Annotated in this window: 25 protein-coding genes and 5 pseudogenes; 12 read left to right on the forward strand and 18 right to left on the reverse strand. The window is 32.9% G+C overall.

Features of this window, described 5'->3' with window-relative positions; genetic code table 11:
- A partial coding sequence (locus DPQ31_RS27155; RefSeq protein ID WP_208731253.1) for a zinc ribbon domain-containing protein occupies positions 1–201 on the forward strand: 201 nt, incomplete at its 5' end.
- A 458-nt stretch (positions 202–659) separates the two neighbouring features.
- Here DPQ31_RS27155 and DPQ31_RS27160 read toward each other — a convergent pair.
- Both DPQ31_RS27160 and DPQ31_RS29890 read right to left on the reverse strand, forming a co-directional pair.
- Positions 660–2,708 carry a class I SAM-dependent methyltransferase gene (locus tag DPQ31_RS27160; protein ID WP_208731254.1) on the reverse strand — a complete coding sequence of 683 codons (2,049 nt, stop codon included), beginning with the start codon at positions 2,706–2,708 and terminating at the stop codon, positions 660–662.
- Between the two features lie 192 nt (positions 2,709–2,900).
- Positions 2,901–3,091, reverse strand: a pseudogene (locus DPQ31_RS29890) (hypothetical protein); the annotation flags it as partial.
- A gap of 244 nt (positions 3,092–3,335) precedes the next feature.
- On the opposite strand from DPQ31_RS29890, the gene DPQ31_RS27165 reads away from it, so the two are divergent.
- Positions 3,336–3,677, forward strand: coding sequence for a hypothetical protein (locus DPQ31_RS27165; protein WP_106081073.1), 342 nt, complete (start codon positions 3,336–3,338; stop codon positions 3,675–3,677).
- A gap of 145 nt (positions 3,678–3,822) precedes the next feature.
- On the opposite strand, the gene DPQ31_RS27170 is transcribed toward DPQ31_RS27165, so the two are convergent.
- The 4 genes from DPQ31_RS27170 to DPQ31_RS27185 form a co-directional block, all read right to left on the reverse strand.
- Positions 3,823–4,347: a nuclear transport factor 2 family protein gene (locus DPQ31_RS27170; protein ID WP_208731255.1), complete on the reverse strand. Its 525-nt coding sequence runs from the start codon at positions 4,345–4,347 to the stop codon at positions 3,823–3,825.
- Positions 4,348–4,500: 153 nt separating this feature from the next.
- Entirely contained in the window at positions 4,501–4,893 is a 393-nt protein-coding gene (locus DPQ31_RS27175) for a nuclear transport factor 2 family protein (protein WP_053446117.1), read from the reverse strand.
- Between the two features lie 4 nt (positions 4,894–4,897).
- A complete protein-coding gene (locus DPQ31_RS27180) occupies positions 4,898–5,719 on the reverse strand; it encodes an MBL fold metallo-hydrolase (protein ID WP_098179936.1) in 822 nt (273 codons plus the stop codon).
- A 293-nt stretch (positions 5,720–6,012) separates the two neighbouring features.
- A complete protein-coding gene (locus DPQ31_RS27185) occupies positions 6,013–6,633 on the reverse strand; it encodes a DsbA family protein (protein ID WP_097879202.1) in 621 nt (206 codons plus the stop codon).
- 1,166 nt (positions 6,634–7,799) lie between these two features.
- Here DPQ31_RS27185 and DPQ31_RS27190 point away from each other — a divergent pair.
- Positions 7,800–8,204: a DUF3221 domain-containing protein gene (locus DPQ31_RS27190; protein ID WP_208731256.1), complete on the forward strand. Its 405-nt coding sequence runs from the start codon at positions 7,800–7,802 to the stop codon at positions 8,202–8,204.
- A gap of 93 nt (positions 8,205–8,297) precedes the next feature.
- On the opposite strand, the pseudogene DPQ31_RS27195 reads toward DPQ31_RS27190, so the two are convergent.
- Positions 8,298–8,486 (reverse strand): annotated as a pseudogene (locus DPQ31_RS27195) (hypothetical protein); the annotation flags it as partial.
- 665 nt (positions 8,487–9,151) lie between these two features.
- Here DPQ31_RS27195 and DPQ31_RS27200 point away from each other — a divergent pair.
- Positions 9,152–9,610: a hypothetical protein gene (locus DPQ31_RS27200; RefSeq protein ID WP_208731257.1), complete on the forward strand. Its 459-nt coding sequence runs from the start codon at positions 9,152–9,154 to the stop codon at positions 9,608–9,610.
- A gap of 135 nt (positions 9,611–9,745) precedes the next feature.
- Here DPQ31_RS27200 and DPQ31_RS27205 read toward each other — a convergent pair.
- The 4 genes and pseudogenes from DPQ31_RS27205 to DPQ31_RS29475 form a co-directional block, all read right to left on the reverse strand.
- A pseudogene (locus DPQ31_RS27205) lies at positions 9,746–10,029 on the reverse strand (DUF3967 domain-containing protein); the annotation flags it as partial.
- A gap of 339 nt (positions 10,030–10,368) precedes the next feature.
- The gene (locus DPQ31_RS29465; protein ID WP_257142536.1) at positions 10,369–10,671 is read right to left on the reverse strand and encodes a hypothetical protein; all 303 of its coding nucleotides are present in this window, start codon (positions 10,669–10,671) and stop codon (positions 10,369–10,371) included.
- Positions 10,672–10,673: 2 nt separating this feature from the next.
- The gene (locus DPQ31_RS29470) at positions 10,674–10,868 is read right to left on the reverse strand and encodes a hypothetical protein (RefSeq protein WP_261797476.1); all 195 of its coding nucleotides are present in this window, start codon (positions 10,866–10,868) and stop codon (positions 10,674–10,676) included.
- Between the two features lie 169 nt (positions 10,869–11,037).
- On the reverse strand, positions 11,038–11,256 hold the full coding sequence (locus tag DPQ31_RS29475; protein WP_061531659.1) for a hypothetical protein: 219 nt from the start codon (positions 11,254–11,256) through the stop codon (positions 11,038–11,040).
- 316 nt (positions 11,257–11,572) lie between these two features.
- Between DPQ31_RS29475 and DPQ31_RS27215 the strand changes: the two genes are divergently transcribed.
- Together DPQ31_RS27215 and DPQ31_RS29480 are read left to right on the forward strand one after the other, a co-directional pair.
- A complete protein-coding gene (locus DPQ31_RS27215; RefSeq protein WP_085450949.1) occupies positions 11,573–12,643 on the forward strand; it encodes a Rap family tetratricopeptide repeat protein in 1,071 nt (356 codons plus the stop codon).
- Positions 12,643–12,777 carry a hypothetical protein gene (locus tag DPQ31_RS29480; RefSeq protein ID WP_254903127.1) on the forward strand — a complete coding sequence of 45 codons (135 nt, stop codon included), beginning with the start codon at positions 12,643–12,645 and terminating at the stop codon, positions 12,775–12,777. Before DPQ31_RS27215 ends, DPQ31_RS29480 begins: the two co-directional genes overlap by 1 nt.
- Positions 12,778–12,953: 176 nt before the next feature.
- Here DPQ31_RS29480 and DPQ31_RS27220 read toward each other — a convergent pair whose 3' ends face one another.
- On the reverse strand, positions 12,954–13,382 hold the full coding sequence (locus tag DPQ31_RS27220; protein WP_098145065.1) for an SMI1/KNR4 family protein: 429 nt from the start codon (positions 13,380–13,382) through the stop codon (positions 12,954–12,956).
- The gene (locus tag DPQ31_RS27225; RefSeq protein ID WP_098179939.1) at positions 13,382–13,570 is read right to left on the reverse strand and encodes a hypothetical protein; all 189 of its coding nucleotides are present in this window, start codon (positions 13,568–13,570) and stop codon (positions 13,382–13,384) included. The genes DPQ31_RS27220 and DPQ31_RS27225 overlap by 1 nt, the downstream gene beginning before the upstream one ends.
- 827 nt (positions 13,571–14,397) lie before the next feature.
- Here DPQ31_RS27225 and DPQ31_RS27230 point away from each other — a divergent pair.
- Positions 14,398–14,694, forward strand: coding sequence for a hypothetical protein (locus DPQ31_RS27230; RefSeq protein ID WP_106081078.1), 297 nt, complete (start codon positions 14,398–14,400; stop codon positions 14,692–14,694).
- A 129-nt stretch (positions 14,695–14,823) separates the two neighbouring features.
- On the opposite strand, the pseudogene DPQ31_RS27235 reads toward DPQ31_RS27230, so the two are convergent.
- Both DPQ31_RS27235 and DPQ31_RS27240 read right to left on the reverse strand, forming a co-directional pair.
- Positions 14,824–14,952 (reverse strand): annotated as a pseudogene (locus tag DPQ31_RS27235) (IS3 family transposase); the annotation flags it as partial.
- The gene (locus tag DPQ31_RS27240; protein WP_176569475.1) at positions 14,940–15,110 is read right to left on the reverse strand and encodes a hypothetical protein; all 171 of its coding nucleotides are present in this window, start codon (positions 15,108–15,110) and stop codon (positions 14,940–14,942) included. The pseudogene DPQ31_RS27235 and the gene DPQ31_RS27240, both read right to left, overlap by 13 nt.
- A 376-nt stretch (positions 15,111–15,486) precedes the next feature.
- Here DPQ31_RS27240 and DPQ31_RS27245 point away from each other — a divergent pair, with 376 nt between their 5' ends.
- The 3 genes from DPQ31_RS27245 (at position 15,487) to DPQ31_RS27255 (ending at position 17,642) form a co-directional block, all read left to right on the forward strand.
- The gene (locus DPQ31_RS27245) at positions 15,487–16,161 is read left to right on the forward strand and encodes a hypothetical protein (protein ID WP_106081079.1); all 675 of its coding nucleotides are present in this window, start codon (positions 15,487–15,489) and stop codon (positions 16,159–16,161) included.
- Between the two features lie 460 nt (positions 16,162–16,621).
- A complete protein-coding gene (locus DPQ31_RS29485) occupies positions 16,622–16,999 on the forward strand; it encodes a hypothetical protein (RefSeq protein ID WP_232353609.1) in 378 nt (125 codons plus the stop codon).
- A gap of 376 nt (positions 17,000–17,375) precedes the next feature.
- Complete coding sequence (locus DPQ31_RS27255; RefSeq protein ID WP_208731258.1) at positions 17,376–17,642, forward strand: hypothetical protein; 267 nt, start codon at positions 17,376–17,378, stop codon at positions 17,640–17,642.
- 235 nt (positions 17,643–17,877) lie between these two features.
- On the opposite strand, the gene DPQ31_RS27260 is transcribed toward DPQ31_RS27255, so the two are convergent.
- Entirely contained in the window at positions 17,878–18,204 is a 327-nt protein-coding gene (locus DPQ31_RS27260) for an ArsR/SmtB family transcription factor (RefSeq protein WP_208731259.1), read from the reverse strand.
- Positions 18,205–18,499: 295 nt separating this feature from the next.
- On the opposite strand from DPQ31_RS27260, the gene DPQ31_RS27265 reads away from it, so the two are divergent.
- Together DPQ31_RS27265 and DPQ31_RS27270 are read left to right on the forward strand one after the other, a co-directional pair.
- Entirely contained in the window at positions 18,500–19,594 is a 1,095-nt protein-coding gene (locus DPQ31_RS27265) for a Rap family tetratricopeptide repeat protein (RefSeq protein WP_199633723.1), read from the forward strand.
- A gap of 185 nt (positions 19,595–19,779) precedes the next feature.
- Positions 19,780–19,935: pseudogene (locus DPQ31_RS27270) on the forward strand (zinc ribbon domain-containing protein); the annotation flags it as partial.
- 791 nt (positions 19,936–20,726) lie between these two features.
- Here the strand turns inward: DPQ31_RS27270 and DPQ31_RS27275 are convergent.
- Both DPQ31_RS27275 and DPQ31_RS27280 read right to left on the reverse strand, forming a co-directional pair.
- Positions 20,727–21,665, reverse strand: coding sequence for an alpha/beta hydrolase (locus DPQ31_RS27275; RefSeq protein ID WP_208731260.1), 939 nt, complete (start codon positions 21,663–21,665; stop codon positions 20,727–20,729).
- 51 nt (positions 21,666–21,716) lie between these two features.
- On the reverse strand, positions 21,717–22,790 hold the full coding sequence (locus DPQ31_RS27280; protein ID WP_106081082.1) for an LLM class flavin-dependent oxidoreductase: 1,074 nt from the start codon (positions 22,788–22,790) through the stop codon (positions 21,717–21,719).
- Between the last annotated feature and the right edge of the window lie 88 nt (positions 22,791–22,878).

Here is a 22,878-nt window from a genome sequence, read left to right on the forward strand (position 1 = left end):
ATTGTCGTATCGAAAACATTTGCTTCAAGCCAATTATGTTCTTGTTGTGGATATCAAAACAAAGACGTTAAAAATCTAAACCTACGTAAATGGGATTGCCCTTCTTGCCATACACACCATGATAGGGATATTAACGTAAGTATCAATCTAAAGAATGAAGCGATAAGGCTTCTAACCGCAAGGACTGCGGGGTTAGCCTAATAAATTAGAGTTCTATAGAACTCTTTACTTAGGAATCCCCCACTTTTAAACGAAGTGAAAGTGGGGGTAGTTCAAGCCATAAATAATGAGTACCCTTTTATTTTCCCTAAAAACCCTAAAAAACGCATGTAAAGCCTGTATTCATCTTTACATGCGTTTTTATAATAAATAAGACCTATTGTATTAATTCCTTCATCAAAACGCAATATAAACCGATTTGGAAAGCCGTTTTCAAATCAAACCTCATTTTTATACAATTCTTCCTTATTTACCGCTTCCCAGCGATTCCTCTGTCTTATATAATTTAATATTAGGAGTTTTTAAAATGAATAAACAAAGTGCATCATCAGCGCTCGACAACCCTAGATTGTAAAGATGTTCTATCTTCCTTTGTGTATTGCATTTCTAAGATTTCCATTGCCCTTTACCCCTTTATACTTTATTTATATCAATACCCATTACTTCACCTTTTCTAAAACCATAAAGAACGTACTATCCGGTAGCGCAACTGCATTCCCAGACTCATCTTTAAACTCAATTTTCTCGCTAAGATGACTAGTATATCCATCCTGCAAATAGTTCATAGCTTGAACAATGTTTACTTTATCCCCAAAGATACCCTTTACGAAATCCTTATAGTCGTTTGGCGTAAATATTCCAAACTGCTCCTGTACCTCATGAACGAAGGAATCCTCGCCCCAGGTATACGTATATAAGAACTCCATCGCATCGTTAACAGGCATTTTGACTGTATTGTCTGCAAGTACCTCATATTGGATTATACGACCCTTAAATTCATGGACATACTGCTCTAAGAACTTCATTCCGCCGGCATCTTTAAAACGAATCACACGCATTAACTTTTTATCTTCGGTCATGATGCCATCACGAATGATAATACGACCTCCCTGCTTTAACACCTCGTAGGCACTCTGCAGCCCCTTTTTAATTACTTCATGATTGAATTTCTTACCTTCATGCTCGATATAAGAGAATAGTTCATGAAGGATAGAAGAATATACAATCGTATCAACCGATTCTTTATCAAACGAGCTGCTTAAGTTGATTGCATCCCCTTTAATGACGTCCCAAGAACGACCCTCGGTCTGCTTCTTCTTTTTCAACGTTTCAATCACGTTTTCAGAAATATCGATACCGTAGATTCGTTTATCCTCGGTCTCTTCCTCAATCATGTCTAGCATGACACCACCACCGGCTCCGACATCTACAACCGTATCTCCCTTTATATAATCAAGAATAATTCGTTTATCATCCGCCGAACTATTCATATGCTCCAGATACACTTCTTCGTTATGGAATCTATCATACGCGTCCTTACGTAACCCGAAGAAATCAAACAGTAGCACGTTTGCCCGAGCATGCATCATATCTACCTTTTCCGCCTCTACACAGAAGGTAATTAACGCCTCACCTACAGCTGAAAACTGAAACGACACATACGCAGTCTTCATATCTTCATCGACTTTAACCTCAAAGGAAACATGCGTTGTATCCGGCTTCTCGTTCTCACGGTACTCCCGTAGATACTTCTCAATAACCCGTTTACGATACAAGTTGTCCTTCTTCTCGCCTTTGAAATCATAGTGCAACTGCTGCATCAATTTCTCGAAATGGATATGCTGAACCTTTCCAGTGCCTATTTTGTTCTTTAACATAATAAAAACTGTCCAGATATCCTCGAAGCTAAGAGCATGCATAGACGGTTCTACATACCATAAATCCTTATCAGATAAGAAGGTTTGAACGCCACTCTTCTCGCTCCCCATAATTATATCTTTTTCAAATGCTGACTCCTTATGTTTTGGCGTGAGTCTATGTATGCGAGAAGTAAATGGCTCCACATAGCCATCAAATAGCCCATCAATTGTAATCTTCACATCGTTCTTTACTTCACTCCACAAGGATTTTGATACGCCCTCAATAATACATTGGTTAAGATAGTATAGAATCTCCTTTAACCTAACGTCTCCGTATTCTTCTTTATATGTGTTAATCAAATCAACATGAGAATCTAAACGAGCCTCCCCGCGGATATACTGCCCGATTAATCCATGTGTTCTAATTAAATCTCGAACAAACAAATACTCAGTAGAATTTAAGTTTGTCTCTATACGTTCGATAAACTGAATATCACTAAAGATATCCGCAGAACCTTCGTTATGTACCAATAGGTTAATCCCGTTTTTCTTCCATTGCTCCCGCTGTTTTAAAGAGCCTACCTTTGCAAGCTCACTATACGTTAATACTTGTTCAATAATGCGATAAGCTTCTTCATCTAAAGACAACCCCTCTAACACTTGCAGCGTACGGTGTACATAGTACAACACCACATCTGTTTTTAATGCACCAAGTACCTGTACATTCTCATAGTTTTGATGTATCTCCTCTGCCTCGATTAGATGCTTTAACCACGTAGGGAGAGCATCAGAAAACCCTTCAATGTATGTATTTAGAACTTCAATGCTTTTCAACTTATTTACCCCCATATATAATCAATATCCTCGTATTACCCTAACGCCTGTAACACATTAAGTCTGTTCTCTGTTAGCTTTACCGCACCTTTTTGGCAATCCTCACAACCTGTACTTTGCAATTAACCGTTTATTAAGCAACGATTGTACCGTTTGTTGGGACCCCATAGCTCAGCAGGGAGAGCGCTACCTTGACAAAGTAAGGATCATGAGTCCAAGCCCAATTTGTGTAACAGCATAACTTCCCCATTTATTACATCATTAATAAATGAATCTGACAATGCATTATACATAGTACTAAGTGTATCAATAAGATGCAACGCGGTATTTCCCACGTTTCCCCATTTACCAAGTTCCTTAAATCCTTCTATGGTATCTTCAACCGCTTCCCATGCACCAAATTCTGTGGGAGTATATAAAGTAAAAGTAGACGGTGAAGCAAAAACCGCGCTTTCTTCATTTTCCCCTAGTGATTGGGATAGAGTACAGGTACTTGATTCTATCAAAGAAGCATACAATAATAAGATTTAAGTCGATACAGTTAGATATACAGGACAAACATCTCTCGGATTTAAAGTAGAAATGATTATAAAAAATAATGAGATAATAACCGCATATCCTATTTATACAAGGAGGTAAAATATGAAATATACATACGAATTTTATCGTGATGGACTTGGCGGATTGAGAATACGTTTGCCAAAGGAGATTTCTATAATTTCTCATTTTTTAGAAGATATTTTAGATGATGAGGCAGACGAGTATATACAGATTTTGGATAATGCAGTTGACCAAACAGTTCCGCAATATGAAATAGAAGGGAACGTAGCAGCAGTCTACATTGAACCTAATTATACCAGTGCTATTAACTTCTTTATGAGTGCCCCAAATAACCAATGTAAAATTGAAACCTCTGAATTTAGAAAACTACTTGTGTTGTGGAGAGATACAGTGGTAGCAGAGGGGAAAGATATAGAAGTATAAAAGAAAACCGCCTGAAATGATATGTACTCGAATAGTAGTACATAAAAAAATACAAATAACAATAAATTAAATCTCCTTTACTTATCTAAATTTCTAAATTCTATACAGCACTACCAATTATACAATTATTAGATATATATTCTACCTAAAACATCGTATTATCATTAGCCGCTTCACTTGGAATCTCTTGAATTACATCCCAGTGTTCAACAATCTTACCATCCTTTATACGAAATAAATCCACTATAGCAACTCCCTTATCTTGAGAATTAGTACGAGAATGTACATGAAGAGCAACTGTATCCCCTTCAGCTACTACACGTTTAATCTCTGCAGAGGAATTAGGATTTTTAACAAAATCCTCCTTAAAGAAATCCATGAAGGCTTTTCGTCCATCAGCAACAAAAGGATTATGTTGCTTATAATCTTCGCTAACATATTTAGGGATAATATCGATATTGTGTTTATTAAAAACTTCATTATAGAAATCAACTACCATTTTTTTATTCTTCTCATTTTCTTTCACTTCTTTTGATACAGAAGCAACATTCTCACTCTTTATTGATTTACCTTTGTTATTACCGGTGGAAGCTTGATATACCAAAGTCGAAACTACTCCTAAAATAAACACAGAAATAATTGTTATGATTAAATTTTTCTCTAATTTCATATATACCTACCTCTTCTACTTAAATAAGTTTTCTTCTATAAAAAGCTTGAAGAAGGAGAAACCTTCCCCAAAATATAATGTAAGGGTAATGTCAGGAAAATTCTTTTTTCCTAACACTACTCCTTATACAAGATATGTTAGTAACAATTAACTCTACCTTAATACCTCATTAACAGTTGCACTGTCCACAATTTGAATAAACTTCTTAACCTTATCGTTCTCATCAAATTCATAAAGATGACAAAAATCTGCTATGAACGATTTCCCTGTAGCTGTATATGTTCCACTATATTTTCCATAAACGATAACAGTATTGTTATTAAATGCATAAATTTCATCTTTAGCGCTATAATTATCCCATTCCGTGCCAAGGCGTTCATGTACATTTTTCACTACTTCATCTGGACCTATATAAGTACCTGCATATGGAAACCCAGCAGCTTCTGTCCAAGATACATTTTCACTTAAATACGTTTTGAACGCGTCCAATTTACCTTCGCCAGTTAACACATACGTTTCATGTAATAGTTTTTGATATTTATTCATGGCATTAGCCCCAAGGCATTTCTTTTGTTACAACTTTTGCACTTAATTCTAATACACCTTTATTTGCATAACCTGGATATGCTGCTTCAAGTTTTGCCACAAAATCTTTTGAAGTTTTACTTTCCTCAGAAGCTTGAACCGCAGTTCTTAGGTAATCCATAGTTGCAGTAAGTGCCTGATTATTTAAAGATTTTTCAATTGATCCATGGCTAGGTACAATTATGTCAGCATGTAATGCTTGTAATACTTTCAAGTTTTCAATCCATGCCTCCATTGCCGCTTTTGAGCTAGTATCCGCTAAGAATACATGTATTTCGTTAAATACATCAATACCACCAATTAATAATTTTAGCTCTTTATTAAATAAGCTAGTTCTGTAATGATCTAAGCCTACTAGTTCAAATGTTAACCCTTGAAAATCAATAGCTTTTTCTTTAAACACTTGAGGTAATACTACGTTACTTGGTGCGTTTTCTCCTAGGGCGTCTTTCCAAACTTTTAATTTACCTAAGACAGAATGAACAATATGTTCAACAGTAGACTCTGTAGCATACGCTATAGCTTCTGGGTAAGTAGCTTTAATACTCTCTAATCCAAAGTAGTAATCAGGATCCCCATGAATAATAAAGATTTTATCTAAAGATAAGTCGTTTTTTTTCAGATACTCAACAATTTCTTTCGAATCAGACTGAGTAAATTTTGAGTTTATTAAAAATGCATGTCCCGCTTTCTCAACTAAGGTTGCAGTGACCATGAAACTTTTTTCGTCTGAATTAAACACCGTCAATTTTACATCTTTTTGATTTGTATCAATTGTTTTAAACATAGAATGTTATTCTCCCTTGTTAAGGTTATTAAATAGTTAACATATTCTTATCTTGTTCCGCCAGAAGTTCCCTCTTCAATTTACCTGAAAGTGTGATAGCACCAACAAATAGGTGAGAGATGAATGTCCGTTGGCTTAAGATAACATGTTTACTACTATAGTCTATAGAAAAATTAAAATTGGACTCTTTTTAAAAACAAGTTAAAACTATGACTGTTATAAAAGGGTTTAAGTTCATCCACTTCTAGCCTTTTTTAAAATGTTAAATGCTATATACTTTAGCTTAAAATTTTTTAATATAAATTTTTAAAACGTGCTTCGATTTTATCTGGTGTCATCACCCCACCACCAATAGGAATAATTTGATTCTCCTTTTGTAAAAGTAATGAAGGATAACTATTAACACCAAGCTGTCGAACTTTATTGAAATCATTTTGGACATCTATTAATGTTTCTTGAGCGTTTAAACGCTCTAGCACTTGTTCAGGGTCCAAACCATGCTCAATTGCGATCTTACGATATGTTTCAGGATCACTTAGACTTTGTCCCTCAAAATAAAACGCTTTTTGCATAGCCGAAGTGAATTCTAGCAAACGGTCTGGCGCTAATGAGCGTAATGCCGAAAAACCAATTGCAGCATCTTTCGAATTCATTTTAAAAGTACCTTCTTCCACCAATTTTTGATATGAAGGACCAAATTCTGCACCTGTAAGCTGATTAATTCTTTTATTTCCCTCTTCTATATATGAGAAATTTTTCATTGGTAGATTATCTAAAAATAATCCACCACATAAAACTGTTAATGGCACTTCGGTGTGGTTTTTATAAAATCCTTTAATACTTTCCGAAAAGCCATAGCACCATCCACAATATGCGTCCCATACGTAAATAAGGTTATCTTGTTTCGTCTCCATTTAAATCTCCTACCTTTATTTTTATTATCCAGCTCAGCTAACTTTTTGGTTTATATAAGTACATCTTTTTATACCTTGTTCTTTTTGAGTTACCTTACTATATTCCCCAAAAACTAATATTTCCAAAGAAAGATTAACCAAGGTTTTTAACAAAAGATAACGTTGCACATTATTGCCCAGTATTAGAAATTACTAAAGTTAGGATTATTCATTAATTTGAATGCGTTAGTAACTTTCTACACCCGGTGGCAACGTGTGGACCACCCTTCTTAATTAAATATATAAATCATATTTTTATTTTAAGCAGTCATTAGTTGTAACTGAATTGATTACATCGTTATGTAACCATTCTAGTTACAACTAATATAGAAGTCAATTCTTTTTTTCCGAAAACATTAAATTTCTACCCTAATGTTTCCAGAATTCTAACATTAAAAACTTTCTTCTTGTTCTTAAATCTTTCAAAAAACTTAGTAAAGCTCTTAAAAAATATATGCTACTGAGTTGGTAAGAAGCTATGTTATCCATTACCCCTGTATTTTCTACAGGGTCTTTATTGATTAGTTTTATTTTTAAATCGTTTATAACCAGCAATAAATTCCCAAAAAGCTTTTTGTTACATTTTTTAAGTATTCCATGCCGAACATGATAGTTAACAACATATAAATAGTGTTAACTATCTTAATTGAATATTAGTAATAGTAAGTTAAAACATTATCAATTTACTATATATTACATATGTGTAAAAATAATGACATAAGCTTTTTCAAATCTTTCACCTAATAAAGATTTGAAATTAGCACTTCATTACTCTCCTTACTGTTAATATGCCTGGGAAAAGAACCCCATAGGGTTCTTTTTCTGTTCATAACATAATATAAAATCTTATGTTATGAACAGAAAAAAGAAGAGGGATCTCTCTCCTCTTCACCAATAAAATTGAACATATTTAAAATTAAGGAAGGGTATACATTCATCAAGAGATGAAAGGAACAATAATAGTTCACCTAGTGAATTATAACATAAATCCATCCCTATTAATAGATAATATTAACATTTATGGGATATTTGTGACATAATTGTTAAATATCCTAATATTAAAAGGCTTTATATGTGTACAACTAGAAAGTGAATAGTGAAGGGATAAAATATAAGGGGGATATATCATGTTTACAAACAATCAAAAATTAGTAACAACCATAACAGCTTTAACATTAGGATGTGGATTCACTTTCGGATTAACACCAGCCTTTGCAGATTCAAATAATTCTTCTGGAAGCGCTACACCTGTTCACTCTATTCAAAACCAAGAGCAAGAACCTTTTACTGGATATGTTATCTCGGTAGACATCAATTATTTAGTAGTTGCAGCTACTTCTACAAAAGATGAAGCACTTGCGTATCAAACTGATTGGTGGGAGCTAGTTTCCCAGAATAAGATTCTAAGAGTTCCTGTTTCCAATGGAGAAGATTACACTTTAGGTGAAAAGTTAAATATATATGCAGCTGCATGGACTAAATCTCTACCACCAATCGCTGTTATGCCTACAATTGAAAAAGTATTTCAGTAGGTAATATTTCTGATAATAAAGCTATCCCATTTAAAATGGAGTCGTTATTCGACTCCTTTTTTCTTTTGACATTTTCCAGAATTCTTTCCCCTCTTGTACATCTAATATTGGATAACCCGCTTTTTGATTTTCTTTTTGTTCTGCATGCTTAATCTGTTCAATTTTTTCATCTATTTCTTTTTTTACTTCAGTTGCTTTTATAATTTGCTGCGACAACATCATTTGATAAAAATCATTAAGTTGTTGCATAGCTGCTCCATGCATTAAAATATCTGTGCTCATATCACTACGTCCTCCTCAACTACTTCTATTTACCTAAATATCACCATAACTCTGTAGATTATATAATAGTTCAACCTGCAATTGTAAATTGATGAAAAAATAACATAATACCCCAAATTAATAGGGGGAATTTACTAACAAATGGTTACTGTAAAAAAATAAAAAACTTGTGATATTGCTTGTATCATATTTGATCTTATATATGCTTCTGTTACAAAGTTTTCTAAGTTAATATAAACTCTAGAAAAAAATGAATAAAGATCACCACAGATGAGTTATCTTTAATCCATACAATAATTATAAGCATTCTAATAATTCATATTATTATCAATAAAAAATATTTAAATATTCCATTTTTTCTAACAGTATATTATACTGTTAATTGCTAAGGGTAATTTTTGGTATTTCATGGTAACTATTCGATTTTCCGGACCAAATAAAGATAGAAAAGTCCTAATTGAAGTCCAACAATGCGTAGAAGATATATATATTAGAAAAGGAATTTCAGGAGATCTTATCCTATATAACTAATACATATAGCGTTGTAGCTTTAAATCAATAAATTTGTAGATAAGCTAGTTAATAGATTATTGAATTTAATCTTTTGATAGAGTTAAAAAAATAACTTTATATTCTAATTTAGAAATTATTAGGTGGTGTTGGTAGTGTTTGAGTATCTTTTAGTTAAAGCTTTATTTACTATTTTCTTAATTAGCCTAATCGTGTTAATCAGTGTAATATGGACAAAAGTAGAAAAAACTCTGGACGAGAATTTATTTAAAAACATTTCTGAAAAATCTAAATATGTAGTAACTATGATAATTGTTATGGTGGTCGAATTTGTTCTCATAGTCATTACTTCATTAAATTGGAAAGCTTCAATTATTGACACACTCTTTTTTGGTAGTATTATTTTGTTCTGCTGTATATGGTTAATACCTTATTTTGTTAATCAACAACAAAACGTCGCTAAAGTTATGGATAAGCATTTTAGTGGAGGGGTAGATTTAGGTGAAATTCAAGTCCATCGTACAAAACTTTCTGCATTTAATTTAGGAAGTATTGTATTTTCTATAGTGGGAATTATTATACCTATTTGTTATTACTTTAAATACTTCTTATAACAGTTTATTGGTTCTGTTGCAAATTTTTTTTAGATACAGTAATAGGAGAGATTACAGATATTTATGTAGAAACAACTTAGATGTATAAGACAATCCATTTGAGCGAAAACAGTAAAATACCCTAAAAAATGATACTTATTTCCAAAACATCCACCAAGACTTTTTCTTCAACTCGGCTGCCGCTATTTCTTCCTGAGCTGATACAATAGTACGTTTAGCATCTTGAATCTCCCTGACCATCTTCATAAGATTATCATCCCTTAGCTCTAACCTCTTTTCTATCCTTTCTTCACACTCCTTCCGATCTTTCATATCTTCTCTTATTAATTTATTTCTTTAATATCCTCTTCTATTAATTTGTTTCTTAGATTTATACGATCACCGAGTCTCTTTTTCATTTCTAATAGGTTCGCTTGCTGTCCGAACTGCTGTTATATCAATAATAGTTGTATTGTTTATAAAAGAAGCTAAGGATTATGCTTATCTAGCTAACACTTTGGGGTATTCCTAAAAAAATTCCATATTACTACAACCATTATTTATGAAAATTCAGGTCATTTTTTTTAGTTTTGGCGAACAATGGATTTCTTAGCTTGATAATCATGAGCTAATTCCCCCATCTCGGGGATTTGGGCAAAAACACCCGAGTACAATGAAAAGAATAAAACAAAAAGCTAAAGGCTTATCGTTTTATTCTTTTGATTTAATTTCTTGCCCCTTATCTTTCATCTCCATACTAATGCCACACCTTTTTTATTTTACTCTCCTACTTCTTTTTCTTTTTTAATAAACCTTATAATTAAGTCTTCACCTTTGTATCTAGGGTCTAACTTAATCTCACCTTTATATTCAATTACCTTCACCTTATCCATGACAGTTATACTGTCATACAACTCTTGCTTTACCCATAACTTTTTGACTTTATCATCAACAATCAATTCTAAAGTAGGGTGTTCAAGGATAAGATATTCGGTCTCAACATGTCTCCCAAGAACAGGTGCTTCTATTGGCTTACCTTTCCCAACTAGTTCATCGTTTTGATACCCCTCTATTACTGACAAGACTATACAAAACAACCAAAGTATATCCAATTTTTCTTTCTTTTCTTTTTCTTATACGCTTCCAATTCATACTCTGTGTACCCCTTAACGTCTGTAGTCAAATAATAGGTTTTTCCAAACTTTTTACTTGTAAATGCTATATAGTCGTTTAAATACTCTGGGTCTTTCTCATAGTTTATAAATTTCTTTTCACCCATACTGCTACCCCTATCTGTCTTCTAGTATACCTACCCCTATTATACTATTACTTATCTTTAATATTACAGAATAGCCGTGTATAGTTTTCAAAAAAATTACATCCTAATATACCTTTAATTGACATAATACCACTTATCAATAGTCAATATATCTTGAAACCTACCAAAGTCACTTGAGAAGTTTTTTCCAGTTTGAATAATAATAAATGAACTGAATTATTAAAGTCATTATTGCAATGCCAGTTACGATTACAAAATTAATTAATCCAAAATCTAATAAATAAATAGCTATTAGTGAAATGAATACAAGAGGAGTTGAAGCTAATACATTGTAAAAACGTTTTTTATAAAAAAGTTCGTCTTTTGCGATTATATAATTATTGAACATGAATATTCCTTCTTTCCTATATAAATTTATTGTATACCTAAATTTTACAACATATCATTCACTTTTGCTGAATATTCAAAAAAAAAAAAAAAAAAAAAAAAAAAAACAGTAATGAACCGATTAACTTTTAATTTCGTCGATCTTATTTTACGTTTCAAAAGGTACACATATAAAAATCAAGTAAATAAAATACACAGAACCCATTTTTAAAAACAGAATATTCCGTTTATTATTTTTCAACAACAATGACACCTTGAAATTCCGCTAACTTGGTAAGATTATGGAAATATATACTAATAGGGTGAGGGGATTAAATATGAATGTGCAAACTGTCTCCAAAGGAGAAATAACAAATCTACTAAACAATTGGTATCAATCCATCATTTCACAACATGTACTAAAATCCACAAATTTCAAGAAAGAAATTGATAGTAAACTTCATCAAATTGAAGACCAAAACATCCTTATCTATTATTCATTACTAGATTTTAGATATAAGTTACTTACCCATGACATTAAAAACTATAAAGAAAGTTTAGAAAAGATAGATCGTATACCCGATCAAGCAGATACCTTTCTAAAATACTATCATTGTTTTTTCAAGGCAATTTATTCAATTAATATGGGAGATTACACTTCTGCTAAAGAACAATACGAAGAAGCTGAATCATTATTAAAAGACATTCCAGACGAAATTGAAATAGCTGAATTTAATTATATGTTCGGTTCTTTCCACTATCATATTTATCAGCCACTGCCAGCTGTCAAATATACTACAAAGGCAAAAGAATTATTTTCAAAGCATGAAGGCTACGATATCAAAGTTGCTGCTTGTAATAACACGCTTGGACTTGCTTGTACTTCCCTCGGCCAGTATGAAAGTGCGGAAGAACACTTCCTTGCAGCTTTAAACACTTTCAACAAACACGACGAGGATAAACTATCAGCAAAAGTGAAACATAATTTAGGGTTATTGTACGCAGATCAAAACCTTTCCGAACTAGCAATAAAATACCTAAATGGATCACTTGTAAATAACCAAAAAACATTGTTCTTATTAGCGCAGGAGTATTTCAAATTAAATGATAAAAATGCTGTCACGTTGCATATTGAAAATGGATTAAAAATTTCAAACGAAGAGTATAATCATCATTTCAATATTCTAAAAGGATTAAATGACAATATAAGTACAGATGAATTGGAAGAAATCATTTTGGCAGGAATTTGTTATTTTAAGAAAGAAGAGTTATGGAAATACGTAAAAGATTATTCAGCTATTTTAGGCAATAAGTTTTACGGGTCAAAATCGTATGAAAAAGCGAGCAAGTATCTACACATGACAAATGAAGCGGATAAAAAGGCTTCAGAGAAAGGAGCTTTAAAGTAATGAAAAAATCTCTATTAATTTTTGCTATTGTCACAGGTTTTTTATCTTTCAGCTTCAGTAACACTACAAACTTACAACCTGTATCAAAAGAAAAAGTAGATTTTGTTCAATATGCACATGGTGAAACTATTTAACACAATGAAATACTAAAAAGTTATGTCATTACCCCGTTTCAATGCATAACACAAATAATTATTAACAAAATGAAAAGAACCTAATGTAGGTTCTTTTCATTTGCTGTATAAAGTTTTATAAGACATGTTTTAACATTACCTTTTCAGAATACAGTGGTTTTCATATGTCCTTAAAATTATAACAATAACTTTTCTACACCTACGCCATCCATTAATAACAGTTTCAAAGAAGGTGATATTTTAATTGCTTCTTCGATATCTAAATCTCCAAAATCCACCATATATAATCCGAATCCTTCTTTTCCATTTGCATATAATAACACTTTCCCACCTTCATCATCACCAATTGCAAGTGAGTTAGGTATATATTTTTGGATATTATGTGCTTCATTCATCTCTATACAACCCGCTGGACTCCAAATACGGATATATATTTCATTATTTACATTAATCTCTGCCTCTGTACAATGTTGAATTATCTCTAGATAATCTGAAGGAACATCTATTGATGAAAAACCTTGTAATTCTCGAATCGTTTCATTAGTTGCTGGAGGTTCTTGTGTTTCTAAAGTGAAAACTGCATTTAAGTTCTCAAGTATACTCATTAATATTCAATCCTTTCATATTTTACTTTTAACTTATCAAGCATTCTATATTGTTGTTCTAAAGTTCCTCTAATAGTTTCTTTAGAAAATCCCGCTTTTTCAAAATCAGAAACTATATTCTTTAATTCCTCTTGTAAAGAAGAGCCCCGTTTTCCATTTCCTAAAGCTACACGTTCATCACGTCTCAAGTTCTGCGCATTAGTAATAATAGTATGTGGTAACCCCTTTCCCGTTTCAAAAGGTATAAAAAATATTTTTGATACACTATAAAAGTTATGTATACCTTTTGATCTTTTCTAATAATATATCATTTACATCTACTATTGAATAATACCCCGCAATTCCGTCAAAACTATAAATAACCAAGTCTCCAATTCCCCTGGAGCTGAGCAGTTAGTTCAATCTAACTGCTCTTTTTCTTTTTATCGTCACCTTTCCATTGCACATCCATATGTTGTATAGAGATATCTCCTTTTAAATTGTCATTGATGCCTCTTTCAAGTCCTAATACACATGTTAAAAAGAGCACTTTACAAAAGTGCTCTTTTTACTTTGCCAACCACTGAACCTATAATGAAGTCAGATTTTAACTTATGAATAATTTACGGAATCCTTTCCAATAATACGAATAGATTGGTAACAGCCAATCTGTATCCATAATGAATCTCTAATTTTCTTGAATTCTCCCTGAGACAAGGTAGCTATTTTTTAGCTACCTTCTTGTATGAACTGCAAACATATGCACATACTATTAACGGAATGCTTGAATCATTGTCATTGAAAATGTTCAGCACTTCCGCTCCTTAAGAGAACAGTCCACGCAACTGTTCTCTTTTTGATTTTCTTTTTCTATAAATTTCAAATGAAAAAGCATAATTAACTCCTCAACGATCAATAGCATTGCAACATTCTCAATGTTTCCTCAATAAATTTTCAATATTTTTCATGGACAATAGCACACTTTCTCAGCAGTTTTAATATCTTAATATTAAATACTGCAAGGAGGTATTGAAAAATGACTTGGTTTATTATCTTAGGATTTTTGCTTATTTTAATTATAAGCGGTTTTCATGCACATAGTATTCATATCATTTTCAAAATAGGTTCAGATACAAAAGCTGTGCCAAGTTGGTCTTTCGTTAATAGAATAAACTTCCAAACATTTAAAGAATTAATAAGAAGACCGAATAAGGATAAACTCAAAAACCTTACAATAGGAGAACTTGTTATTCCTTTAAGTTTCTTTAACAGATTATTTAGCAAAACATTAATTTTTCTATTCCTATTCTTTTATTCCCAGTACTTAAACTAAACGCAATATGAGATGAGTTAAAGAATAACAATCACTAAGCGTAGCAATCCAACAATCAATTGCCTATGATGAAATGGACCCAAAGAGTTAAACAAAAAATTAAGCGGCCGTTTGAATGTGAGTCCGGTATTAAACTGGACTCATTCCTTTTAAATGTACTTTAATTTTTTTGTGATTGTAATAACCTATATAGTTAGCTAATTCTGTCTTAAAATAATTCATACTTTCGAACTCTTTAAGATAAATTACTTCCACTTTGTCTTGTTTTGTAATTCCTTCTCTTTTTGAACTAAGGCCTTTAACTCTTTTATATAATCGATTTCCATACGTAAACATTCATTTTCATCTTTTAATGCCTCTATAACAACTTCAATAGCTACATTATCTAACTTTGATCTTGTATTTGTATTTCCCATAGCTGGATCCCCTTTCTTCTTTTATATAGGAAATCCATTTCTAAACATTTCAGATATCCCCTTTGAATAATCCCCCTATATTCATTCCATATTTCTCTCCTAAATGAATCGTAGTACATATTATCCCCCAACACATTTATAGGTTTAATAGTATTTTCAACAAAATCTTCTTGAATTTAAATAGACATGCCACTTTAAACTGTCAACTCCATCTATATTGATAAATATGAAACACCTAATATATTTGACGTTTTAATGACTTATAACAGGAAAATATATACATCCAATGAAACCTGATGTATCTTTGCTTTGTAAGTCATAGTTAGTTGGCCAACTTTCAATGCAATTTAACAATAAAAAATAAGGGGGACCTAAAATGAATCAAGTATTAAAGAAAAGTAAGAAAAAAATGATGTATCTAGTTGGTTCACTTCTAATTTCTCTATCAATGTTTTCAACTACAAGCTTTGCAGCTACAGAAGGTGCTGTAAAAAGTGTTACAAATAGTAACTATACCGGGATTGCAGCTGATATAAATCTACCAAAGTCAGTTGTTGTTAAGGATGGATATGTAAATTGGTATTTAGGTATTGGAGCATCTAAAGTTGAAGGTGGTATTTCAAAAACATCAAGTGGATATAAAGTATTTCTTAATTCAGGATATAATGAATCCGGTCAAAACAGTAAGTATTGGAATACACAGTATGATACATCAATTAAAGATGGTGATCGAGTAAATCTTAAATTAGTTAATAACGGAAATGGTACGGTTACTATGTATGTAAATGGAAGCCCTAGATACGCAAATCAGCCTGTATATGGTACATTTTCTCAATATGAACCAGTAAAAATGGTTCAGGGTGTGGAGGATACTGGACGTAATTCTTTTAGCCAATCTAGCTTTTCAAACGTGCTACTAAGAGCAGATATGTCTGGATCTACCTACAAAAGTTGGAACAGTTCAATTTCTTCTTCATTCTCTAGACACGGTACTTATGGTAGCAATTTCACAGTTTATTCACAAGTACCATTAAGCGCAAGTTTACGTTAAGTATGCTATTTGCATAATAATGTTTTTGAGAAAAAAGTAGCTGTACTTTTGTGCAGCTACTTTTTATATGCAATAAATCAGTAATAGATATTCGAGCTGCAATAAATGCCCCTTTTATACTTTGGCTTCCTCGAGTTTAATAGCACTTTATCGCGTGCCCTATCATTAAACTTAACGTATCGAGATTAACCTTCTACTCACTTCAATATGTTTTATCATTATTGGATTATACCTTCTAACGATTAAGATAACCACAATATGTATACGCATTAGGAAATAAGAATCATAATATAGAGCATTGCCACCTAATTGTATGTTGTATCAAAGAAGACAAGCCTTTCAAACATGATTATCTCTTTAAAAGGCATAGGTTCTAAAAATATTTTTTTAATACAGTATGTAATCAACTTTATAGACCCCATGAAAAAACACATAATTATTGATAAAGGAAGTAAAGCCCATGTTACCTTGCCAAGGTACGTGCAATCAACATGTAGATTTTGAGGTTTTAATTACAGCTCCTGAAGAATATATAATTAATGATACGCATTACACCGTTGCCGTTACATGGAATACAGAGCGATTCAAATGTACATTTGAACCATGTACACTGCAAACACCGAACCCTTGCCTACTACAAACCAATTCACCAGATGCTTCCTATCCAGTACACAGTGTTCGTATATATGGCGTACTATTTCTCCTGTTCAAAATCAATATGGACAAGGACCAGCAGCTTTTTCTAAATGGCACAAATTCTCCATTAATGAGATTGTTTTTTACACAACTGATTCTAATTGCTGCTTTAATTTTAGTGGGTTTAAACTTAAGAGTTTAACAGTCAAGCCACAAGATGAAAATACATTTATCTTAAATGGAACCCTTTCTCTTTCACCTAATCAACCCGTAGCATTGCTAGGAAACAAAACAACCAATGAAATCAATATTATTGATACAGCACAACAACTATCCACAGGAACGATTTCCATCAACAATCCAGCAGACGCTACATTTACACCTGATGGGCAATTCATCTATATTGCTCAGCCGGAACAATATACAGTTACAATTCTTAACTCCGTTGACTATACCGTAAATACAGTAATAACAGTTGGAAAATCACCTATAAGCATTGCAATATAAAAACTCTACCAAATCACTAAAGGAATCTCCTTTTCCCTATCGAATTATTATAGAGGAAAGGAGATGTATGCATGGAAATCCTAGGACTAGATACCCGCGCATTAGCGACGTTAGGTGCACTTGAATACACAAATCGTCGCAATAAATTAATAGACAACTCAGAGAATAGCATATACGAGTGTAAAGAAATGAAAGAAATACTTCAATCACTTCCTAAAGAGAAACGGATTGAGGTTCTTGAGAATCAAGCATACTTTGAAGCAGTGGCAAAGATGATTGAACAAAACAATTTAATTCTTTTAGAACAGATGAAAGCTTTACAACTAATTCAGAAATAATAAACTAATGATTAATTAATTTTACATATATTCCTATAATAAATGTACCTTTATCTATACAACCAGCCCCTACTTTTCAGGGGCTTTTGATAAGTTCTATGGAAAATAAATACGTAGACCTTATTTAATTACACTTCTTTGAAATGTACAGAAATTATATGAGCAATATTTTCTTATCTACACAGTAATTCTTACAAAATGAAATTATTATATATAAATAAAAAAGTTCCTTACTTTATAAAAGGAACTTTTTTTGCATATTATTAACCTGCAAACCTAAAATTACTACAATCCGACGAGCTTTAGCATTTCCAATATAATAATATACTTCTAATCCTTTTCTTTCTGTATGGAGTACAGTTCTTCTCAATTTTGATAAATGCTGTGAAACAGTAGATTGAGGGAGCCTTATTATTTCCGTTAACTGTGTAACATTGTATTTTTTATGATGCATTAATTCATTTACAATTTGTAATCTTACTGGATGAGCCATAACCTTTAACAAATCTACATTCTCTTCCGAAATTTCTTTTATATCCCAATCATTTTTTAATGCTATCATCTCACATTCCCCTTTATTATTTATTTCTATTTTCCTTATACATAGTACTTATAGATGAATACCTCCTTTTATCCTGTTGAGAAAATATTTCTTATCTGCTTTGTAGCCTAAATAAGAGATTATTTTTACAAAAATAACAATAATAAATACTATTTAAACCAAAATTAAACCGAATTTAATTAATAGAATATTCCGTCTTATATTGAAAAATGCTGTTTGATAGATTTTAATAGAGGAAAACTCTGCTATGATACTAATTGCTATATAGTATCTATGGAGAGGATGAGACTGAACAATGAATGTTCAATTAAAGGGACACGAACAAATAAATCATTTATTAAATGAATGGTATCAGGAAATTAGAGCCAGACATGTAGATGCCGCTCAATTACTGAAACAAGAAATCGAAAATAAAATCCAAGATATGGAAGAAAATCAAACCATACTATTATACTACTCACTTCTTGATTTTAGACACCAATATCTAGTTGATAGTTTAAGTATTTCTAAAGATAGTTTTAAACAATGTGATGCTTACGAGACTCCTACAGATGACTTCCTTTCATACTATTATCACTTCTTTAAAGCAATACATTCGAATGTTACGGGTAATCATAGTCTTGCAAGAATACATTTTGATAAAGCTGAAAGTTTATTATCAACAATACCTGACGAAATTGAATACGCTGAATTCCATTATGAATTGGCTGTTTTCTACTGTCATACACATAAATCGATCTTATGTATTAATCATGTTATGAAAGCTAAAGATATCTTTTCAAAACACATGGGATATGAATTAAAAGTTGCTTTTTGCAATAACTTATACGGGCTGGCATGTACTCATTTAAGAGAGTGGGAATTAGCCGAAGAACATTATATTTCAGCGATGGATGCATTCCAAAAAGAAAATTTAGAATACAATATTTTAATTGTCCGTCACAATCTAGGATTTATGTATGCTACACAAAACCTTTCTGAGTTAGCATTACGATATTTATCTGAAGTTAATCAAAAACTACCAAGTGATTATAAAGCTTTATTTATTGAGGCAAGAGAACATTATAAATTAGGAGAAAACCAATTAGCTCAAGAGCTAATTGAAAAGGGACTACAACTTTCCACTCAGTTATGTATTGAAGGTTATATACATCACTTTAATATTTTAGAAAAAATGAACCTTAATAGTTGTGCAAGTGATGTAGAAAAAGCCATTTTAGAAGGGATTTCTTATTTTGAACGCGAAGAACTATATGAGTATATAAATGAATATACTGAAAAATTAGCAACCCAATTTTATAAAGAAAATAATCATGTAAAAGCAAGCTATTACTTTTATGAAGCTAGCAAAGCCAGTGAAAAAAAGTTTAAAAAAGGAGCATTAAAATGAGAAAATTAGCGGTTAGCTTACTTGGTATCTTAATTGTTGTCACAGTAACTTTTGGATCGAGTTCTTCAACAGGTACTCAAAGTACGGTAAATATTATCAAATATTCACATGGACATACTGGATAAGAAAAGGAAGGATTACACCTTCCTTTTCCTTGTATATTCCCTTTATAAGCCCATTAAAATTGTGGATATCAAAACAAAAACATTAAAAATCTAAACCTGCGTAAATGGGACTGCCCTTCTTGTCGTACTCACCATGATAGGGATATTAACGCAAGTATTAATCTAAAGAATGAAGCGATAAGGCTTCTAACCGCAAGGACTGCGGAGATAGCCTAATAAATTAGAGTTCGATAGAACTCTTTACTTAGGAATCCCCCTCTTCTAAATGAAGTGAAAGTGGGGATAGTTCAATAGTCTAAGTATGAATTATAAAGTATGTTCGTTTAAAATTGTCACAATATAATTTTATATTAGACATTTTTAATTACTCGTGAAACATTTGCAAATGTTTTAACCGTTATTTATAAGATAAATCCCCCCTCTAAATAAAAGATTTACTTAATTTAGATTCTTTCTCTCATAGTCATAATGTCGAAAAAAGTCGAATTTTTATATTTTTTCTTTATTTTCTAGTTGTAAACGTTTTATTTTCATGTTACCATCTTAATCAAACATTAGATGGTAATAAAACTTAAAGTATTTCTTTCCCTTAGAGACATATAAACGTTCGGTAATACCATGAAAATAAGGCCAAAGAAATATGAGTTTACCTGATAAAAGATTTAATAGGATTTTTACCACCTTAATTTTCTGTTAATTCAGAATGTATAACTTTAACATTTTGTCCCTAAACAAAATTTAAATTTAAGTGTGGTAAACTCAAAAAGCTAAATCACCCACCCAAATTAATAAATGATATGTCCTATTATATCTAGCGATCAGTCATGAGAAATAGATTTCTTCCTAAGAAAACTTAGCCCATTAATAAAAAGTGTCTGAATTTTTATCTTTATTACCATCTATTGTTGATTACATATTTACCAACTATAAAAAAGAACCTATTGAAGGTTCTTTTTTATTATAATCATTCGCATTTCAATTATTGATAATCATTGGTGATAAATAAATTATGGATGAAGCGCTCGTGCCATCGCATCAAAATAATTCTGACTGGCACGCTGACTCACTTCGGCTTCAGGCACAAGTACTTCAAAGCAATGGAAGCAGCCGGGATAGAGATGAAATTCAACATCTACTCCTGCTTGTGCAAGTCTTGTTACATATTCAATGATTTCATCTCGGAATAAATCGAGTTGACCTACACATGTATAAGTTGGCGGTAGTCCTGCTAAGTTGTCTGCTCTCGAAGGTACGGCATAGGGAGATGGTTTGTTAGTATCGTTCTTCTTGCCCAAGTACATATTCCAAGCCGTTAAATTGTTTGCTCTATTCCATGTTGCGTTGTCTTCTATAATCTCGTAGCTTGATGGTGTTATGTTGCGGCTATCAAGCATTGGATACAGCGGCATCTGAAAAACAATAGATGGACCTCCTTTATCACGAGCCATTAACGCAAGTGCTGCTGTTAGTCCACCGCCTCCACTTGCACCGGCGATTGCAACACGATTCACATCAATACCAAGCGATTCTGCCTCATTTGTCATCCAAACCAAGCCTGCATAGCAATCTTCAATAGCCGCTGGATAAGGATGCTCGGGCGCAAGTCGATAATCGACAGACACAACAACGCATTCAGCAGTCTGAACAAAGCGTTCACACAAAACATCGTCCATATCAGGGTGGCCCATTACGTATCCACCACCGTGAATCCACAGCATAGCTGGAAGTTTATCAAGATTTTTCTCAATGGGTTCGTAAATTTTAACTAACATCTCGCCGGCTGCGCCAGGAATCATTCGCTTGGTCATGTGTACAAGCTCTGATTTTTCCAAATGTGGATTCGACAAGAGACTTCGACTCGCCTCCAAATCCCCCTCTAATTGAAAGCCTGGAAATTGTGAGAAAGCCTGTTTTAATTCTGGTAATACTCGACTGTCAATTTTCATATAAATTCCTCCAATTAAATAATGAAACTTGATGCAATCTTTATGGATTAATTAACGAAATAGATGTGTCTCCTGTTCTCCTTCAGCTTCCCATTTTGCAATTTCCTCTCTTACACGAGGGGCAACTTCTGTTCCTAGCAATTCTATGGCACGCATGACTTGATCATGTGGCATGGTACTTAATGGTACATACATCATAAAGCGTGTAATCCCTACATGCTTACGAAGATGGATGATTTTTTCGGCGACTGTATCTGGATCACCAACATACAACGCCCCTTCAAAACTTCGTGCAGCATCAAAGCTGGAACGATCATAATAAGGCCACCCCCGCTCTTTACCAAGTTTATTCATGCCTGCCTGAGTGGAAGGGAAAAATGTATCTGCTGCCAATTCCGTATTCTCTCCAACAAATCCAATCGAATGAGATCCCACCTGAAGTTTTGAAACATCATGACCAGCGTGAGCCGCCGCTTTCTTATATAGCTGTACAATTCGTGCAAAGTGCATTGGGCTACCACCAATAATCGCCAGCATAAGTGGTAATCCTAGAAAACCGGCACGGATAGCAGATTCCTGATTCCCACCGCTACCAACCCATATCGGTAAAGGATTTTGAACAGGTCTTGGATACACACCTAAATTATTGATTGCTGGTCGATGTCCGCCTTCCCAAGTCACTTTTTCGGACTGACGTATTTTGAGCAGTAGGTCCAAATGTTCTTCAAACAGTTCATCATAGTCCTTCAAGTCATAGCCAAACAGTGGAAACGATTCGATAAAGGAACCACGACCCGCCATAATCTCTGCCCGTCCATTTGAAATGCCATCCAGTGTAGAGAAATCCTGAAAAACACGCACAGGATCAGCTGAAGAAAGCACGGTTACTGCACTCGCAAGCCGTATCTTTTTCGTTTGTGGTGCCGCCGCTGATAGAACCATCGCTGGAGAGGATGCTGCATAATCCTTCCTATGGTGCTCACCAACACCAAACACATCAAGTCCTACTTGATCAGCAAGAACGATTTCTTCAACAACTTCACGTAATCGCTGTGCGTGACTTATCACTTCACCACTATGAACATCTGGTTTTGTTTCTACAAAAGATGTAATACCTATTTCCATTTGTTATCTCTCCTAGTCCAATTAGATTTTAAGTCAAAAAATTAATTATTTTCTTTATGGTAGTAACGTGTTTCTCATATTGGCTAAC

It is taken from the genome of Bacillus sp. COPE52 (genome assembly GCF_003355115.1).
Classification (GTDB): Bacteria; Bacillota; Bacilli; order Bacillales; family Bacillaceae_G; genus Bacillus_A; species Bacillus_A toyonensis.

What these genes read in the sequence shown, in the direction of transcription:
- DPQ31_RS27255 (WP_208731258.1), top strand. Translation starts at nt 17,376, where the DNA reads ATGGAAATCCTAGGACTAGATACCCGCGCATTAGCGACGTTAGGTGCA.
- DPQ31_RS27175 (WP_053446117.1), bottom strand. Translation starts at nt 4,893, where the DNA reads ATGAATAAATATCAAAAACTATTACATGAAACGTATGTGTTAACTGGC.
- DPQ31_RS27190 (WP_208731256.1), top strand. Translation starts at nt 7,800, where the DNA reads ATGTTTACAAACAATCAAAAATTAGTAACAACCATAACAGCTTTAACA.
- DPQ31_RS29480 (WP_254903127.1), top strand. Translation starts at nt 12,643, where the DNA reads ATGAAAAAATCTCTATTAATTTTTGCTATTGTCACAGGTTTTTTATCT.
- DPQ31_RS27280 (WP_106081082.1), bottom strand. Translation starts at nt 22,790, where the DNA reads ATGGAAATAGGTATTACATCTTTTGTAGAAACAAAACCAGATGTTCAT.
- DPQ31_RS27220 (WP_098145065.1), bottom strand. Translation starts at nt 13,382, where the DNA reads ATGAGTATACTTGAGAACTTAAATGCAGTTTTCACTTTAGAAACACAA.
- DPQ31_RS27170 (WP_208731255.1), bottom strand. Translation starts at nt 4,347, where the DNA reads ATGAAATTAGAGAAAAATTTAATCATAACAATTATTTCTGTGTTTATT.
- DPQ31_RS27260 (WP_208731259.1), bottom strand. Translation starts at nt 18,204, where the DNA reads ATGATAGCATTAAAAAATGATTGGGATATAAAAGAAATTTCGGAAGAG.
- DPQ31_RS27275 (WP_208731260.1), bottom strand. Translation starts at nt 21,665, where the DNA reads ATGAAAATTGACAGTCGAGTATTACCAGAATTAAAACAGGCTTTCTCA.
- DPQ31_RS29485 (WP_232353609.1), top strand. Translation starts at nt 16,622, where the DNA reads ATGTTACCTTGCCAAGGTACGTGCAATCAACATGTAGATTTTGAGGTT.
- DPQ31_RS27180 (WP_098179936.1), bottom strand. Translation starts at nt 5,719, where the DNA reads ATGTTTAAAACAATTGATACAAATCAAAAAGATGTAAAATTGACGGTG.
- DPQ31_RS29475 (WP_061531659.1), bottom strand. Translation starts at nt 11,256, where the DNA reads ATGTTCAATAATTATATAATCGCAAAAGACGAACTTTTTTATAAAAAA.
- DPQ31_RS27215 (WP_085450949.1), top strand. Translation starts at nt 11,573, where the DNA reads ATGAATGTGCAAACTGTCTCCAAAGGAGAAATAACAAATCTACTAAAC.
- DPQ31_RS27240 (WP_176569475.1), bottom strand. Translation starts at nt 15,110, where the DNA reads ATGGGAAATACAAATACAAGATCAAAGTTAGATAATGTAGCTATTGAA.
- DPQ31_RS27160 (WP_208731254.1), bottom strand. Translation starts at nt 2,708, where the DNA reads ATGGGGGTAAATAAGTTGAAAAGCATTGAAGTTCTAAATACATACATT.
- DPQ31_RS27265 (WP_199633723.1), top strand. Translation starts at nt 18,500, where the DNA reads ATGAATGTTCAATTAAAGGGACACGAACAAATAAATCATTTATTAAAT.
- DPQ31_RS27185 (WP_097879202.1), bottom strand. Translation starts at nt 6,633, where the DNA reads ATGGAGACGAAACAAGATAACCTTATTTACGTATGGGACGCATATTGT.
- DPQ31_RS27230 (WP_106081078.1), top strand. Translation starts at nt 14,398, where the DNA reads ATGACTTGGTTTATTATCTTAGGATTTTTGCTTATTTTAATTATAAGC.
- DPQ31_RS29470 (WP_261797476.1), bottom strand. Translation starts at nt 10,868, where the DNA reads ATGGGTGAAAAGAAATTTATAAACTATGAGAAAGACCCAGAGTATTTA.
- DPQ31_RS27245 (WP_106081079.1), top strand. Translation starts at nt 15,487, where the DNA reads ATGAATCAAGTATTAAAGAAAAGTAAGAAAAAAATGATGTATCTAGTT.
- DPQ31_RS27165 (WP_106081073.1), top strand. Translation starts at nt 3,336, where the DNA reads ATGAAATATACATACGAATTTTATCGTGATGGACTTGGCGGATTGAGA.